The 16542-nt window shown below is 64.4% G+C and carries 14 protein-coding genes and 1 pseudogene; 13 read left to right on the top strand and 2 right to left on the bottom strand.

The window, feature by feature from the left end; translation table 11 throughout:
* Nucleotides 1-167 precede the first annotated feature (167 nt).
* The gene (gene galE, locus AC1DQR_RS07985) at nt 168-1187 is read left to right on the top strand and encodes a UDP-glucose 4-epimerase GalE (protein ID WP_183033927.1); all 1020 of its coding nucleotides are present in this window, start codon (nt 168-170) and stop codon (nt 1185-1187) included.
* A 195-nt stretch (nt 1188-1382) separates the two neighbouring features.
* Here the strand turns inward: galE and AC1DQR_RS07980 are convergent, their stop codons facing one another.
* Nucleotides 1383-1688 (bottom strand): H-NS histone family protein, encoded by a 306-nt coding sequence (locus AC1DQR_RS07980; RefSeq protein ID WP_043357044.1) that lies wholly within the window; start codon nt 1686-1688, stop codon nt 1383-1385.
* A gap of 85 nt (nt 1689-1773) precedes the next feature.
* Here AC1DQR_RS07980 and AC1DQR_RS07975 point away from each other — a divergent pair.
* The 3 genes and pseudogenes from AC1DQR_RS07975 to AC1DQR_RS07965 form a co-directional block, all read left to right on the top strand.
* A pseudogene (locus AC1DQR_RS07975) lies at nt 1774-2406 on the top strand (flavin reductase family protein); the annotation flags it as partial.
* 209 nt (nt 2407-2615) lie between these two features.
* A complete protein-coding gene (locus tag AC1DQR_RS07970) occupies nt 2616-4367 on the top strand; it encodes a methyl-accepting chemotaxis protein (protein WP_416051515.1) in 1752 nt (583 codons plus the stop codon).
* 132 nt (nt 4368-4499) lie between these two features.
* Nucleotides 4500-6461, top strand: coding sequence for a putative bifunctional diguanylate cyclase/phosphodiesterase (locus tag AC1DQR_RS07965; RefSeq protein WP_416051516.1), 1962 nt, complete (start codon nt 4500-4502; stop codon nt 6459-6461).
* A gap of 35 nt (nt 6462-6496) precedes the next feature.
* Here AC1DQR_RS07965 and AC1DQR_RS07960 read toward each other — a convergent pair whose 3' ends face one another.
* Nucleotides 6497-7249: a hypothetical protein gene (locus tag AC1DQR_RS07960; RefSeq protein WP_416051517.1), complete on the bottom strand. Its 753-nt coding sequence runs from the start codon at nt 7247-7249 to the stop codon at nt 6497-6499.
* 335 nt (nt 7250-7584) lie between these two features.
* Between AC1DQR_RS07960 and AC1DQR_RS07955 the strand changes: the two genes are divergently transcribed.
* From AC1DQR_RS07955 to motB, 9 genes are all read left to right on the top strand, one after another.
* Nucleotides 7585-7968: a response regulator gene (locus tag AC1DQR_RS07955; protein WP_416051518.1), complete on the top strand. Its 384-nt coding sequence runs from the start codon at nt 7585-7587 to the stop codon at nt 7966-7968.
* A 168-nt stretch (nt 7969-8136) separates the two neighbouring features.
* A complete protein-coding gene (locus AC1DQR_RS07950) occupies nt 8137-8613 on the top strand; it encodes a chemotaxis protein CheW (RefSeq protein WP_416051519.1) in 477 nt (158 codons plus the stop codon).
* A gap of 45 nt (nt 8614-8658) precedes the next feature.
* Entirely contained in the window at nt 8659-10299 is a 1641-nt protein-coding gene (locus tag AC1DQR_RS07945; RefSeq protein WP_416051520.1) for a methyl-accepting chemotaxis protein, read from the top strand.
* 154 nt (nt 10300-10453) lie between these two features.
* Entirely contained in the window at nt 10454-12277 is a 1824-nt protein-coding gene (locus tag AC1DQR_RS07940) for a methyl-accepting chemotaxis protein (protein WP_477132845.1), read from the top strand.
* Between the two features lie 50 nt (nt 12278-12327).
* The gene (locus AC1DQR_RS07935; RefSeq protein ID WP_416051522.1) at nt 12328-13059 is read left to right on the top strand and encodes a DUF4088 family protein; all 732 of its coding nucleotides are present in this window, start codon (nt 12328-12330) and stop codon (nt 13057-13059) included.
* Nucleotides 13060-13471: 412 nt separating this feature from the next.
* On the top strand, nt 13472-13789 hold the full coding sequence (flhD, locus tag AC1DQR_RS07930) for a flagellar transcriptional regulator FlhD (RefSeq protein WP_006162633.1): 318 nt from the start codon (nt 13472-13474) through the stop codon (nt 13787-13789).
* Nucleotides 13786-14391 (top strand): flagellar transcriptional regulator FlhC, encoded by a 606-nt coding sequence (gene flhC / locus AC1DQR_RS07925; protein WP_477132844.1) that lies wholly within the window; start codon nt 13786-13788, stop codon nt 14389-14391. Before flhD ends, flhC begins: the two co-directional genes overlap by 4 nt.
* Before the next feature lie 239 nt (nt 14392-14630).
* The gene (gene motA, locus AC1DQR_RS07920; protein WP_253930423.1) at nt 14631-15494 is read left to right on the top strand and encodes a flagellar motor stator protein MotA; all 864 of its coding nucleotides are present in this window, start codon (nt 14631-14633) and stop codon (nt 15492-15494) included.
* Nucleotides 15495-15512: 18 nt separating this feature from the next.
* Entirely contained in the window at nt 15513-16535 is a 1023-nt protein-coding gene (gene motB, locus AC1DQR_RS07915; protein ID WP_416051523.1) for a flagellar motor protein MotB, read from the top strand.
* The last annotated feature ends 7 nt before the right edge of the window (nt 16536-16542 follow it).

Here is a 16542-nt window from a genome sequence, read left to right as displayed (position 1 = left end):
TTTCGACCTGTTTCGATCCGATGCGGGCAACCCCGGCTGGGCCTGGCTGCGGCCCGTCAGGACAGCGCCGCGATATTGCAGCCTGAAGCATGGATTTCGCTTGTTGCATCGTGCGCGCTGTCCTGGCGCCCGTTACGTCTCTTTTCACAACTATTTGATGAATCGCTATGTCTGAAACCTTGCTGCTCACGGGAGCTACCGGTTATATCGCCTCGCACACCTGGGTCGCCTTGCTCGAGGCCGGCTATCACGTGATCGGCCTGGATAATCTCTGCAACAGCAATCGCGTCGTGGTCGAGCGTCTTGCGCAGATTACCGGCCAACGCCCGCATTTTGTCGAAGGCGACGTGCGGGACCGCGCTTTGCTGGACCGTTTGTTCGCCGAACACCGGATCTCGGGCGCGATTCATTTCGCGGCACTCAAGGCGGTGGGGGAATCGGTCAGCAAACCGCTGGATTATTACGACAATAATCTCAATGGCCTGCTCACCCTCTGCTCGGCCATGAACACAGCCGGCGTGAAGCAGCTGGTGTTCAGCTCTTCCGCCACCGTTTATGGCAATCCGCATACGGTGCCGATCCTGGAGGACTTTCCGCTGTCGGCGACCAATCCGTATGGCCAGACCAAGCTGATGAGCGAGCAGATCCTGCGTGACCTGGAACTGTCGGACCCCGCCTGGCGAATCGCCTACCTGCGCTATTTCAATCCGGTGGGCGCGCACGAAAGCGGGCTGATCGGGGAGGACCCGGGTGGTGTGCCGAACAACCTGATGCCTTACGTGGCGCAAGTCGCCGGCGGGCGCCGCGAGAAGCTGCAGGTGCACGGTGGCGACTATCCCACGGTCGACGGCACCGGTGTACGCGATTACATCCACGTCTGCGATCTGGCAGCTGGCCACCTTGCGGCCCTGGTCTACCTGCGTGACCAGCAGCAGTGCCTGACGGTCAATCTCGGCACGGGCCGGGGCTACAGCGTGCTGGAAGTGGTCGCGGCCTACCAGCGTGCCAGCGGGCGCCCGGTGCCCTACGTGATCGGGGACCGCCGCCCTGGCGATATCGCTTCGTGCTACGCCGATCCCGCGTTGGCGCAAAAGCTGATCGGCTGGCGCGCGCAGCACGACATCGATCGCATGTGCGAGGATTCCTGGCGCTGGCAGTCGATGAACCCGCTGGGGTTTGCCGGCTAAGCTGCCTGGCCGGACGCGCGGGCACGTAGGCAAGCGGGGCGCACATCCGTTTTTTGCGTGCCCGGTTTCTCCGGTGTGTCGAGGCGAGGACAGGACAGCAGGAAATAAAGACGGCCGGGCAAATGCCCGGCCGTCTTCAGGGGTCCTGCGGGCTCGCGGCGTAGTCGGCCGCCATGCCCGGCGTTGCGCCCGACTTTAGCGAATCAGGAAGTCTTCGATGGTCTTGCCCGCGGCCAGGGCCTGGGTCAGCCAGCCCGGACGTTTACCGCGGCCAGTCCAGGTATTGCCTGCGCTGTCGCGATAGCGAACCGGTACCTTGCGTGTTGCCTTCTTGCCGGCGGCGGGCTTGGTGCCGAAGCCCAGGTCGTCTGCGGTCAGTCCATATTGGTCGATTTTCTGGCGAATATCGGCGATGACGGAAGCCTGCTCGCGGGCCTTGATTTCCTCGGCCTGCTTTTGAAGTTCGCTGATTTTCTGAACAATTTCCTGATAAGTCGCCATTACGAGCCTCGATTTACTGGGTGAGCATGATGAACCGGATGAATTATAACGGCCGCAAGCGATCCTGCAAACGCTTTTAACCCAGATGGGGAGAATTCTGATAAATCATCTGCCCCATCTAATTAATGAACTTCCGCGCAGGTCGCCGGTCATCGATGGGGCCGGATTCTCCAGCGTGGTGCCCGCTTTGGCATCTCGCCGAAATCCATGCGTGGCGCAGATTCGGTTTTTTACATTCGCGCTGCGCAATAACCCTTCCCCTCGTAATGGCGAAGGTCATAAAGTGCTTTTTCTGCAACAATGCCGAGCCGATTTCAGTTTGAGCGCACCTTCATCCGTATCTGAAATGCTTGACGACTCGATTAACGTCGGCGCCGCTTCCCGGCGCGCCGCGCGTGGGCAGGCCGCCACCACGCTGGCTGTGGGCTCGCGTTCCGGCCGCGAGCAGGACAAGTTCGCCGCCGCGGGGCTGGCCACATTCGCGGCGGCTGAAATTGCCGCGCCGTTGGTGGCCGGTTGTCTAGCCTGGCTGGAATGCCGCGTCATTCCCGAGTCAGCCGTGGCAGGCCGCTACGACTTGTTCATCGCGGAAGTGGTGGCCGCGTGGGCTGACCCCGCCGCATTTTCAGAGGGCTGATGGCATTTTCCGGACGCCGAGTGCCGCTCAATCCACTATCTGGCTGGTGGCGCTTTTTTTTGCCACGGGCCAGGGTTTTCAGGTAGTGCCGGGAGAGCGCGAATGAGCAGGGCGAGCGCGTGGCGCCGCGGCCGTCCCGCCATGAGCGGTCTGGCGTGGCGGGCACGGCACCCGGCTCAAGGAATCACGGGACACCGCCGTTATCTGCCTTGAGCGGGTCGCTGGGGTGTCGATCCGCCGGGCCGGGGCCGGTGGAGGCCTTGCGCATTCCTTACCGTATCGGGTGCTTCATGTCTTTCCATAACAATATCCAGATCAAAACTCTGCTGCGCGGCGCAATGGCAATGTTGTCGCTTCTTCTGATGCTGGTTGGCGGCGTTGGCCTGTATGGCATGTCGCACAGCAATGACGCGCTTCAGGAAACCTATGGTAACCAGCTAGCCTCGTCGCAAGCGCTGGGCGAGGCCATGCTTGGCATGACGCGCATGCGCCTGGCCCTCGATCGCGGCGTCATGCCGGGAGAGGGCGATGATGCCAAGGCGGTGGTGGACCGCTCGATGATCTTCATCGACAGTGCCGAGGCGGCCTGGAAGCGATACTTGGCGCTGCCGCAGGATGCCGAAGAAAAGGCGCTGGCCACGGAGTTCGGCCGCAAGCGCCAGGATTTCATGGAAAAGGGCATCCTGCCCCTGCAAAAAGCCATTAGGGAGAACAACGCGGACACGGCACTCAAGGTTGCCAAGAAGGACTTGCCCGATCTGCAGCGCAGCATGGCAACTGCCTACGAGGCACTGCAGGCATTCCAGTACCGTACCGGCGAGTCCAATTTCAATGACGCCCAGGCCCGCTTCCAGCGAGTGCGTGTGCTCTGCTTCCTGCTGATCGCCTTTGGCCTGGTGGTGGCCGCGCTGTGCACGGCTGCCCTGCAGCGGGCCATCGTCCGGCCGGTGGAGGAAGCCCTGGCGGTCTTCGAGCGTATCGCCGCGGGTGACCTGACCTCGCGTATCACCAATGTGTCGCGCAATGAGGTAGGCCGGATGATGCAGGCACTGGTTGCCATGCAGGAAAGCCTGTCGAACATCGTCTCGCAGGTGCGCGGCGGCACCGACTCGATCGCCTCGGCCACGCAGCAGATCGCTACCGGCAATCTGGATTTGTCGCAGCGTACCGAAGAGCAGGCCTCGTCGCTGGAGGAGACCGCTGCCAGCATGGAAGAGCTGACTTCGGCCGTGCGCCAGAATTCGGACAACGCGCGCCAGGCCGGCGTACTGGCCAGCGACGCCTCGCAGATCGCGCTCAAGGGCGGTGACGTGGTGGGCCGCGTGGTCGATACGATGAACGAGATCAATGGCTCGTCGCGCAAGGTGGTCGAGATCATTGCCGTGATCGAAGGCATTGCCTTCCAGACCAACATCCTGGCACTGAATGCCGCGGTGGAAGCTGCGCGCGCCGGCGAGCAAGGCCGCGGCTTCGCGGTGGTGGCAGGCGAGGTGCGCACCCTGGCGCAGCGCTCGGCCGCCGCCGCCAAGGAGATCGAGGCGCTGATCAGCGAATCCGGCCAGCGCGTGGAAAGCGGCACCAAGCTGGTTGCCGAAGCCGGCCAGACCATGGGCGAGATCGTCAACGCGGTCAAGCGCGTCACCGACATCATGAACGAGATCAGCGCGGCCACGCAGGAACAGACCAGCGGCATCGAGCAGGTCAACCAGGCAGTCACGCAGATGGATCAGGTCACCCAGCAGAATGCTGCGCTGGTGGAAGAGGCGGCGGCGGCGGCCGGCGCGCTGGAAGAGCAGGCGCAGAAGCTCAATGGCGTGGTGTCGGTGTTCCGTCTTTCCGGCAGCCACGTGATGGCAGCACAGCCGCCGGCAACGCGCGCGCCCGTGGCCGCCAAGGCCGCGGCGAGCAGTGCACCCGGGCGCCAGGCGGCCATGCCGGCGCGCCCGCGCACGCCGGTCCAGCGCCAGGCACGCGCAGCACGTCCGGCCGCCCCGGCGATGGCTACGGCCAACGCTGGCGGCGATGACTGGAGCGCGTTCTGAGCCATGGTTGAACGTTTGCCGCCGTTTTCATCACCGGGGAAGCGCGTGTAATGCGATGATGCGGGTCTTGCGCCCGCATCGCCTGGATCGTCGCGCCATCGCCCCCAATTTTTGCGCAGCTTCCTTATTGACATGAGTGCTAGCCTTCTGCTGCTCGCTGCCCTATCCGGCCTCGCGGTCGGGTTGGGGATACGTGCAGCCAAGCCGGACCGGGAGCAGCCTAGCGGGCCGGCCCGGTCGCTGCAATGGGCGGTCTTGCTGCTCTCCCCTGCTTCCGTAGGCCTGCCGTTATGGGTCGCGCTGGGTTCCGGCAGCCTGCGCGTCACGCACGACGTGTCGCAGACCGCGGCGGCCCTTGTCGCGACGGCCGCACTCACGCTTGCCATCCCCTGGCTGCGCCGCAACGTGCCACTGCGTGGCGCCGCGTTGCTGATGACACTGACCGGCGCCGGCGTGGTGGTGGCTGCCGGCATGCGCTTGAGCACTCTGTGCGGCGAGGCCCCGCACCCGTCCGCCCTTTGTCTGGATCCCGGCAGGTTCATGCCACCGGCCTGGGTGGCGGCGGGCACGCTGCTTTTGCTGCCGCTGGGATTCTTCGCCCTGCGCCGCGCCAACCTGCCCGGATGGCGGCTAGCCAGCAGCGGCAATTTCGCAAGCCCACAGAGCCATGCGTTGGACGAAATGTTCGAGGACCATCCGCCCGGCACTGGCGGCATCGCCGGCAGCGGCGGCCCGACCATGCCGATGCGGCGCCGTGGCCGTATCCCGGGCCGCCTGACCGTGCGCGCGACCGCGCGCGGGCACGGCACGGTCGGGGAGTACAGCGTCAGCACGGACCTTCCGGACCGCACCGGCTTTGCTCGCTGGCTCGACCAGTCGATCGCCCAGGCGCGCCTGGCCGAGACCAGCTGCGCCGTGCTGCTGGTGCATATCGCCGATTTTCGCGAGGTCGATGAAGTTTTCGAGGTGCGCGCCGACGATATCCTGGCGCAGGATGCCGGGGCGCTGGCCCAGGCAGCGCTGGAGCCGCACGACTTCCTGGCGCGCCTGGCGCGGGACGAATTCGCGGTTGGCGTGCCGGAGATGGTGCACCAGAACCGCGCCAATGAGCTGGGCGCGCGCTTGCTGGGCTCGCTCGCGGAGTTCGTGGCCGCGCGTGGCCTGCAGATGCAGATTGGCGTGAACATCGGCATCGCCATCTACCCGCGCGATGCGCAAACCTCCGAGGCCCTGATGCAGGCGGCACGCGTGAGCCTGAGCGAGGCGCGCGAGAGCGGCTCGAACCAGGTGCGCGTATTCAACTCGGCAGCCGGCGAACGTGCCCGGCGCATGCGGGTAATCCGCCGCGACCTGTGGCTGGCCATCCAGGACGATGGCCTCGCCTTGCAGTACCAACCGAAGTTCGACGTGCGCCAGCGCACCGTGATCGGCGCCGAGGCCCTGTGCCGCTGGCGCCATCCGACCCTGGGGCAGGTCAATCCCGCCGAGTTCATCACGGTGGCGGAGCAGTCCGGCCAGATCGACAAGCTCGACGACTGGGTGATCGCCACGGTCTGCCGACAGATCCGCCAGTGGCAGGACGACGGCATCCCCGTGGTGCCGGTGGCCATCAACGTGTCTGGCTTGCGCTTTGCCAGCCGCGATTTCCCGCAGTACCTGCTTGAGCAGATCCACCAGCATGACATCCCGCCATCGGCCGTCACGCTCGAGATCACCGAGACCGCGGCGATGAAGGACATCGCCCAATCGCTGGAAACGCTGCTGGAGCTGCAGGCGCTGGGCATCCACGTGGCGCTGGACGACTTTGGCAGTGGCTATTCAAGCCTCGGTTATCTCAAGCGCCTGCGGGTCGGGACGCTGAAGATCGATCGGACCTTGATTGGCGGGCTGGATGTCGATGCGCAGGGCAGGGCCATTGTCGGGTCGATGGTGGCGCTGGCGCACGAGCTGAAAATGCGGGTGGTGGCGGAAGGCGTGGAGTCGCATTCGCAACTGGATATCCTGGCAGGGATGGGGTGTGACGAGGCGCAGGGGTATTTGCTGTCGCATCCCTTGGACCCGGTTACGTTTGCCAATTTGTTATCGGGAGCGTGAGGAGGACCGGGCGAACGACGCCTCGCCGTCAAGCTTCACTTTCTGGGCGTGAAAGGCTCCGGTAGCGCACCCCCGGGCGGAAACAACGCCAAAACCCGGGTAAACCGCCCGCTCTCCGGCACCAGCAAGGCAAAGCGGGTCTCGCAATGGTGTCCGGTAACGGCCCCAAGCCGGCGCAACTGCTGGCTGCAGCTAACCAGCGACGGCAGCCCGCGCGGCAGGTAGATGCTCGCCAGCAGCGCCTCCGGCTCGATCCGCGTGCGGCCATGAAAGCGCGCTAGCTGCATCAGCAGCTCATCCGACATGCCGGCCTCGCTGCTGGTGTCCAGGTGCAAGGGCAGGCCAATGGCATCGCGATTCGCCACCGTCTGCACATCCCGCCAGTTCAGAGGCATGGGCCCGTCGCTGAGCACCGGCGCGAACAACACCGAAGCCAGCAGCTGCAGGGTACGCGGCAGCGCCTCGGCGGTGGTCGGCACGATGGGCCCGCAGCCAGTGGCGGCATGTGGCAGGCCGTCGACCAGCAATGTGAGGACAAGGCGGTCGGGATGGCGCAAGGAGCGCAGGCGTTGGGCGGTGGTAGCGTTGATCTGCCGCTCCACGATCACAAACTGCGCATCGGCCGGCTGGCGCGGGCGCCGCGATACCCAGTGCAGGCATCCACCAAAATCCGGCAGCGGCGCCAGCAATGCGTCTGGCGCGCCCTGGATGAAGACGGTGAGCTTGTCGGGTTGGCGCGGGTCAGGGGTATCCCGTTTGCTCCACTGCGGGCCTGGCAAGTTCGACATGATCACGTTCCGATGGTATTGCAGTGCCTCAGTCGCGGGTAGCGCAGGCGTGCCATGGCCCGCCGGTGCGCGGGCCATTTTACGGCGAGGCCGTAGTATGCCCACCCGCCGCCGCCAGATGCACCCCATGCTGGTGGGGTAACAAATTCCGCCGATCCACGCAACCGTACTACGGATTCGGCCGCTGCTGCCGATATGCCCCAAAGGGGCGTTGTTTGCACCGGCCACGCCAGTCGCGCTTCGCCGCACACCGCAGCCCCGTCCGCAGGAACATCGGTCCACCGTGCCAGAACCCCGGCTTGTGGACTCACCATCGTGCTGTCAACGGAGCCGCTATGTCTTTGCCTCATATTCTAGTTGTCGATGATTCTCCCTCCTTGCGCCGCATGATCGGCGCCTGCTTGCGCGCGGGGGGCTACGGCGTGTCCGAAGCCGCTGACGGCGACGAGGCGCTGGCGCTTGCCCTCGACGCTACCTTCGGCATGCTGGTGACCGACCAGGTGATGCCGGGAATGGACGGCCTGACCCTGATCCGCACGCTGCGTGGGAACGCTGCCTATGCCGCCATCCCGATGCTGATGCTGAGCACCGAGGCCGACAGCCAGGTGCGCGAGCAGGCTCGCGTGGCCGGCGCGTCCGGCTTCCTGGCCAAGCCGTTCGATCCGGATCAGCTGATGGAGGCTGTGAATGCGCTGCTAGACCCCTCCAAGGTAGGGTAAACGCATTGGCATTGTTGCCCTTCAGTCACGTCCAGGACTGCCGTTAAGAGGTAAACGATATTCGTGCCTCGTCGCAGGCTGAGTCTCGGCCTGGCTGCCCGCCCGCGGGCCGGCCGGCTGCGGCTTTGGCAGCGCCGCATGGCCGGTCATGGCAGCGGGAGCCAGCAAATGAAAACCGGGAACAAGACAGAGGGCACGGGGGAAGAGTTCCTCGCGTTCAGGTTGGGCGGCGAGGAGTACGGCGTCGACATCCTCAAGGTGCAGGAGATCCGTGGCTATGAGAACGTCACGCAGATTGCCAATGCGCCAGCCTATCTCAAGGGCGTGGTTAACCTGCGCGGGATCATCGTCCCGATCGTCGACCTGCGCATCAAGTTTCGCCAGGACAAGATCAACTACGACCAGTACACGGTCGTGATCATCGTTGACCTGCACGATCGCACCACCGGCATCGTGGTCGACGGCGTGTCCGACGTGCTGACGCTGGCCCCGGACCAGATCCGGCAAGCACCCCAGCTTTCCGGCGAGACGGACTACATCCGCGGCATCGGTTCGGTCGAAAGCCGCATGCTCATCCTCGTCGATATCGAGAAACTGCTAGACACCGAAGAACTCGCGGCCATTGAGGCAGCCGCGGCCGCCTGAGGCGGCCGCACGTAGCGAGAGTCCGATCCACGCAGTCTGCCATCCATGCGAAATAATCAACCCGTTACCACCCGAGAGTACAAACTCTCCGCAGACGATTACCTGATCTCCAGGACCGACCTGAAGGGTCGCATTACGTTCGCCAATCGCGCTTTTATCGAGGCCAGCGGATTCGAGCCCGAGGAATTGCTCGGCGCCGCGCACAACCTGGTCCGCCATCCGGACATGCCGCCGGAGGCATTCGTCGACCTGTGGAAGACCATCCAGGCCGGCCGCTCGTGGGTTGGCATTGTCAAGAACCGCCGCAAGGACGGTGATTTCTACTGGGTCAGCGCTACGGTGACGCCCACGATCGTCGACGGCCAGCTGGTGGGCTATACCTCGGTGCGCTCGATGCCGCAGCGCGAGCAGGTCGAGGCCGCAGGCGCCGCTTACGCACGCCTGCGCGAGGGCGGCGGCTCGGGCCTGGCCGTGCGCGACGGCGCCGTGGTGCGCCGGGGCTTGGCTGGGCTGCCGGCTCGCTTGGGCAAGATCACGCTCAAGCGGCGCATCCTGCTTTCGCAGGCGGCGGGGCTGGTGTGGTTTCTCGCGGCGCTGCTGGCCTTCGAGGCGCTGGCCGGGGCAGAAGCCACGAGCCAGTTGCGGCCCTGGTTGTGGGGCGGCTTCGGGCTGGCGGTCGCGTCATCCTTTATCGGCGGCACGCTGCTGCTGGCACGCGTGAACCGGCCGGTGCAGGACATGCTCGACTTTGCCTTGCGCATGGGCGCGGGCGATCTCACCACGCGCCTGGACTACCGCGCGAGCGACGAGGTGGGGGCGCTGGCGCGTGCCATGCGCACGATGCAGCGCAGCTTGCTGTCGGTGGTGGGCGAGATCCAGGAGGGCATGGCGAGCATTTCCACGGCCACGCGCCAGGTGGCCGCGGGCAACAGCGACCTGTCGCAGCGCACCGAGCAGCAAGCAGCCTCGCTGGAAGAAACCGCATCGAGCATGGAGGAGCTGACCAGCACGGTGCGCCAGAACGCGGACAACGCGCGGCAGGCCAGCGGCCTGGCAGCCAACGCCTCCGAGATTGCCGTCAAGGGCGGCGAAGTGGTGGGCCGCGTGGTGCAGACCATGGACGACATCAACGGTGCGTCGAAGAAGATCGTCGACATTATCGGCGTGATCGAAGGCATTGCCTTCCAGACCAATATCCTGGCGCTGAACGCGGCGGTGGAAGCCGCGCGGGCCGGCGAACAGGGCCGGGGCTTCGCGGTGGTGGCGGGAGAGGTGCGCGGGCTGGCACAGCGCAGCGCGAACGCGGCCAAGGAAATCAAGGGCCTGATCGGCGACACGGTGGCACGGGTGGACAACGGCTCGGCGCTGGTGGGCCAGGCCGGGCTGACCATGGGTGAGATCGTGCAGGCGGTCAAGAGCGTGACGGACATCATGGGCGAGATCAGCGCGGCGTCCGCCGAGCAGAGCTCGGGCATCGAGCAGGTCAACAAGGCCGTGGCCCAGATGGACGAGGTGACGCAGCAGAACGCGGCACTGGTGGAGCAGGCCGCGGCCGCGGCGGGCTCGCTCGAAGACCAGGCCGGGCGCCTGCGCGATGCGGTGGCTACCTTCCGCGTCAGCTTGCGCCCTGAAGCACGGCCGGTGCGCGCCCGTCAGGGCGACGCGCTGCATCTGGCGCAAGCCTGAATAGAGAAAGAGATCAAGCAGTGTCGAGGCAATCGGCCTGAAAGCGTGTTCAAAAAAAAAGAAGTAGCGCCTGTCGTGCGTACTGCCGGCAACCCGCCGGCAGCGGACAGATGAGGCTCCCGGTCAAGTCATTCAGAAAAAAGAGGTAGTCTGCATGCAATGGTTCAATCAGCTCCGCGTCACGACCAAGCTGGTCGTTGGCTTTCTGGTCGTGTCGCTTATCGGCGCGGTGATGGGTCTGCTGGGCGTCATCAATATGGGACGCATGACGGACTGGACCAGCCGGATTTATCACGGCGACCTGCAGGCGCTCAAGGCGGTGCAGAGCGGCAACATCGACCTGCTCTATTCCAGCCGCGCGCAGATTGCGCTGCTGTCGGCTTCGACCATGGGCGAGCGCGCCGCAGAGAAGGAGCAGATCGAAAGGTCGCTGGTCCTGCTGGACGAGAGCATGAAGCGTGCGCGCCCGGCGTTCGGCCAGCCCGAGGGGATAGCCCTCGTCAAGCAATTCGACACCCTGCTGCCGGCCTACCGTGAGCGCCTGGGCAAGTATGTGGCGCTCGTCAGCAAGCAGCCGCTCGATACCTCGCAGTTTGAAAGCCAGGTCTTTAGCGAAAGCGCCGACCTGATCAAGGATAGCCGCGCGCTCGAAGACGTGATGGCAAAGATGGTCAAGCGACGCGACGATCGCGCGCTGGCCAATATGGACGAAGCACGTGGCGTCTACGAAAGCTCCCGCCTGTGGATGCTGGGCCTGGTGCTGGGCGGCCTGGCCGTCTCCGTGCTGCTGGGCGCCTTCCTGGCCCGTACGCTGTCGCGCCAGCTGGGCGGCGAGCCGGCCTACGCGGTGGATATTGCCTCGCGTATCGCCGAGGGTGACTTCTCGGCAGACGTGAAGTTGCGTGCAGGCGACAAGGACAGCCTGCTGCACGCCATGAAGCAGATGCAGCAGCAACTTTCGGCCATGGTGCGCGACTTCAAGGATTCCGCGGAATCGATCGCATCCGCCTCGCGTGAGATTGCCGCGGGCAACAGCGACCTGTCGCAGCGCACCGAGCAGCAGGCGGCCTCGCTGGAAGAAACCGCATCGAGCATGGAGGAGCTGACCAGCACGGTGCGCCAGAACGCGGACAACGCGCGGCAGGCCAGCGGCCTGGCGGCCAACGCCTCCGAGACCGCGGTCAAGGGTGGCGAAGTGGTGGGCCGCGTGGTGAAGACCATGGATGAGATCAACGATGCATCCAAGAAGATCGTCGACATTATTGGTGTGRTCGAAGGCATCGCCTTCCAGACCAATATCCTGGCGCTGAACGCGGCAGTGGAAGCCGCGCGCGCCGGCGAGCAAGGCCGGGGCTTTGCGGTGGTGGCCGGCGAGGTGCGCAGCCTGGCGCAGCGTAGCGCGAACGCGGCCAAGGAAATCAAGGGCCTGATCGGCGACACGGTGGCACGGGTGGACAACGGCTCGACGCTGGTGGGCCAGGCCGGGCACACCATGGGTGAGATCGTGCAGGCGGTCAAGCGCGTGACGGACATCATGGGCGAGATCAGCGCGGCGTCCGCCGAGCAGAGCTCGGGCATCGAGCAGGTCAACAAGGCCGTGGCGCAAATGGACGAGGTGACACAGCAGAACGCGGCGCTGGTCGAGGAGGCCGCGGCTGCCGCCGGCTCGTTGGAAGACCAGGCTACGCGCCTGCAATCCTCGGTAGCCAGCTTCCGCCTCGCTGAAACGGATGCCTTTGCCGGCTCCCGCATGCAGGCGCCGCAGCCCAAGGTGATCGCTGCGTCCAAGCCTAAGCCCAAGCGCATGGAGCCGTCGGCACCGGCAGTTCGCCACGAAGAGTTCGGTCACGCCGAGCCCGCGCCGGCGGAAAAGGCTGAGCGCGAGGCCGGACGTGAAGCGCCTGCGCCGGTTACGGCACGCGCCGCGCGTCCCGCTGCCCTGGTCACCTCGGAAAGCGGCGACTGGAGCGCTTTTTGACGGCGAACAAGGTGCTCCCGCCGCCAGCGGCATAGCCAGACCTGCACATCATGACTACTGAAATCACCCTGGCGCTGCCCGAAGAGGCCGCGGCCAAGCTGCGCGCCGAGTTCGAGCACTTCGTCAAGCTCTCGACCGGGCTGGACAACGAGTTCACGCCGCCCGGCTTCGATGACTTCCTGCGGGCGCGCCTGCTGCACCATGACGGCCCGCTGACCGAGCGTGCCGTCACGCGGCTGCTCTCGGGTGGGGAGTACGCCTGGGCCAAGCGTGTGTTCAACAAGCAGCTGCCCAATGCCATGGCGACGCTGATGCGCGACGCGCAGCGCTATGGCTACGGCCTGGCGGTGCGCTACGAGTGGACGCCGCAGGAACGCCTTGCGCACGCCCGTGACTGGTCGCGGCAGATACTGGAGGACGCCGGGGCTGACCTGGCCTTTACCGATCCCCTGGCATCCCAGCTGGCTACCTCGGCGGTGGATATCCGCACGCTTGAGGAGCAGATGCAGACACCGGCATGGCGCGTCGCGGAAAGCCTGCGCCGCAGGGTCTACGACCTCATGTACATGGTGCAGACTGAGCGCACCACCGGCACGGCACGCTCGCGTCTGGGCGAATTGCGCGCGTTGCTGGGGCTATCGATGGACTACGGCACCGTGAGTGCAGAAGAAGCCGCACGCGTGATGGAACAAGTGGAGCAAACCTGCCCGCATCTGTTCCGCGAAGAGCCCGACGACCTGTTCGCACGGGTGGCTGCATGGCTGCGCAGGGTCCTAGTGTAGTGAGGCCGGCTCGTCAATAGAGGAATGCGACTAGTACACCCTCGAGCGGGATGACCTAACGCACCAGTTTAGAGCTTTTCCTCTGTTACGTAGGTGTAACAGTTTTGATGCAAATCACATGACAAGGAGATGGCTGTTACAAACTTTGAATCCCATGTATGTTTCATGCGACATTGCTGTACCCCAACGTAAGAGGGGATTGGCAGTCTGCTCAAATTGCCGATATAACACTGTCAGTCGCACTTACACTCTGTAACATTTGTAACGTTTCAGATAGGTCTGACCAAGCGCAGTTCCGTAGTCGTACGCAGTACCCATCGCACACGCACTCAAACGATCTGGTCGCCTTCAGCCTTCGGCTGCGGGTAAGCGCCGGACAAGCGGTCGAAGGGCTTTTGGTAGCGGGGAAAAATTGGAAAGCAGTGAAGTTCTCCAGGAGATCAGGGAGGTTAATCTCGCCTATCTGCTGCTCGCGCAACGCCTGGTGCGCGAAAATCATCTGGAAGCCATGTTCAGGCTTGGCGTCAGCAAGGAAATTGCCGACATTCTCGCCAAGCTGACACCGGCCCAGCTTGTCAAACTGGCAGCATCAAACATGGTCCTATGCCGTTTTCGGTTCGACGACCATGCCTTGCTGTCGACACTCACCCATACGGCCAAGAGCCATGATATGCAGCAGATCCATGCTGCGATCCTGCTCGCACGGCAGCCCGTGGAGTCGCTCAATTGACCGCGCTCCTGCAGGCCCCGTCAGCCCGGAGTACCACGGCCACTCCCGTCCCCAATCGCAAGAGCGTCCTGCAGGATGCCAACCAGACCCAGCTCGCCATTGAGCTGATCGGCCTGGGTGCGCGCCTGCAAGTCCTCGAAGCCGAGACCACGCTCTCGCGCGATCGCCTGATCCGCCTCTACAAGGAGCTGCGCGGCGCCTCGCCGCCCAAGGGCATGCTCCCCTTCTCGACCGACTGGTTCACCACCTGGTTGCCAAACATCCATTCCTCGCTGTTCTTCTCGGCCTATCAGTTCATGGTCCAGCAGGGCGAGACGGTTGGCATCCGCGGCGTGGTGGCCGCCTATCGGCTCTATCTTGAGCACGTATCGCTGCTCGAAAGCGAAATTGTCTTAAGTTTCACCCGTGCCTGGACGTTAGTACGGTTTTTCGAGAGCAACATGCTGCAGCTTTCCAGCTGCACCTGCTGCGGTGGGCGTTTCGTGACGCACGCGTACGAGCCGCATGCGAATTTCGTATGCAGCCTGTGCCGTCCGCCCTCGCGTGCTGGCAAAGCCAAGAAGCTCTCGAAGGACATCGCACCAGCGCAAGGTGTCGCCTGACTGAAATCCTTGGGTCGATAGGGCACTAAGTCTTCAAGTCTTGCCGTCTTCAGTCGTTAAGTCTTAAGACGGACAGACTTCAGGACCCAAGGCTTCAAGGCCCGATAGTCCCAAGGTCTCAGATCCGATGGCAGCCTGCGTGACAGGTGAGCCCTGCCAAGGCAGGCGGCATATCCGCCTGGCTGGAGGGGTGACTCTTGTGCGTGCCTGACGCGTGTTTTTCTGACGGGGAATCAATCGTGCTAGTTGTAATTGGCTTTGTTGTCGTGATAGCGGCGGTGCTTGGCGGATACGCCATGACCGGCGGCCATATGGGCGCGCTTTATCAACCGGCAGAGCTTGTCATCATTGGGGGCGCCGCGGTCGGCGCGTTCATCAGCTCCAATAATGGCAAGGCTATCAAGGCCACCATTCGCGTGCTGCCCACACTGTTTCGCAGCAGCAAGTACAGCAAGGCGCTGTACATGGAAGTCATGGCGCTGCTCTATGTCCTGCTGTCCAAGGCCCGCCGCGAAGGCATCCTGTTCCTCGAGAAGGAAATCGCGGATCCGGCGGCCAGCAGCGTGTTCAGCCAGTATCCGCGCATCCTTGCCGACCCGGGAATGATGGAGTTCCTGACGGACTACCTGCGCATGATGGTCAACGGCAATATGAACGCCTTCGAGATCGAGACCCTGATGGATCACGAGATCGAGACCTTCCGCCACGAGGCCGAGGTGCCGGCGCATGCGCTGACCCGGGTCGGCGACGGCCTGCCCGCCTTCGGCATTGTCGCCGCGGTGATGGGCGTGGTGCACGCGCTGGCCTCGGCAGACCTGCCGCCGGCCGAATTGGGCGCGCTGATTGCCCACGCCATGGTTGGCACCTTCCTCGGCATCTTGCTCGCCTACGGCTTTGTCTCGCCGCTGGCGGCGCGGGTCGAGCACCAGGTGGATGAAACCGTGAAGATGTACGAGTGCATCAAGGTCACGCTGCTGGCTTCGCTCAATGGGTACGCGCCTCTGGTGGCGGTGGAGTTCGGCCGCAAGGTGTTGTACTCGACCGAGCGGCCATCCTTCCTCGAACTGGACGACCACGTCCGCGAAGTCAAGAGCATCACCTGACGAAGAGGAGCGACAGCGATGAGCAGTGAGCACGGTGCGCACCCCATTGTCGTCAAACGCATCAAGAAGAGCAGCGCCGGGCATCATGGCGGATCGTGGAAGATCGCCTACGCCGACTTCATGACSGCRATGATGGCGCTGTTCCTTGTGCTTTGGCTGCTGAAGGCTGCCCAGCCCAAGGACCTGGTGCAATTGGCCGAGTATTTCCGCACACCGCTGAAAGTGGCCATTGCGGGCGGCAACAAGAGCAGCATGTCTTCCAGCGTGATCCCTGGCGGCGGCACGGACGTGACCCGCCAGGACGCGGAAGTCAGGAAGACGCCCGAAGACGCCACGGAAAAGGCCAAGGAACGCCAGGAAGCCGAGCGCCTGCGCTCGCTCAAGAAGCGTCTTGAGCAGATCATCGAGAACAACCCCGTGCTGCGCCAGTTCCGCCCGCAGTTGTTGCTCGATATCACCAGCGAAGGTTTGCGCATCCAGATCCTGGATACGCAGAACCGGCCGATGTTCCGTACCGGCAGCGCCGCGGTCGAGCCGTATATGCGCAGCATCCTGCGCGAGATCGGCCCGGTGCTCAACGAGATGCCCAACAAGGTCAGCCTGTCCGGCCATACCGACTCCGCCAACTATTCCAATGGCGAGCGCACGTATAGCAACTGGGAGCTGTCTTCCGACCGCTCCAATGCCTCCCGGCGCGAGCTGATTGCCGGCGGCATGAACGAGGGCAAGGTGCTGCGCGTGATTGGCCTGGCCGCGACCATGCCGCTCGACAAGAAGGACGATCTCGCGCCGGTGAATCGCCGCATCAGCATCGTGGTGCTGAACCAGCGCGCGCAGTCTCGGATCGAGGCTGAGAATGCCAGCGCCGCCGAGGTTTCGATCGCAGCAAAGGCCGGTGAAGCCGGCCAGGAAGTGCAGGCAGGCCTGGCGGCCGCCTCCGCCCCCGCAACCGCAGTCGCGCCGGCCGCTTCGGCCGCCCCGGCTGCGGCTGCGCCGGGCAACGCCGCCGCGGCCCCGGCCAAGCCGGGCAGTGTTCAATGAAGGCCGC

The organism is Cupriavidus sp. 05L411 (genome assembly GCF_056398045.1).
Note: the sequence above shows the minus strand (reverse complement) of the source record. Positions and strands in the feature narration are given on the sequence as shown.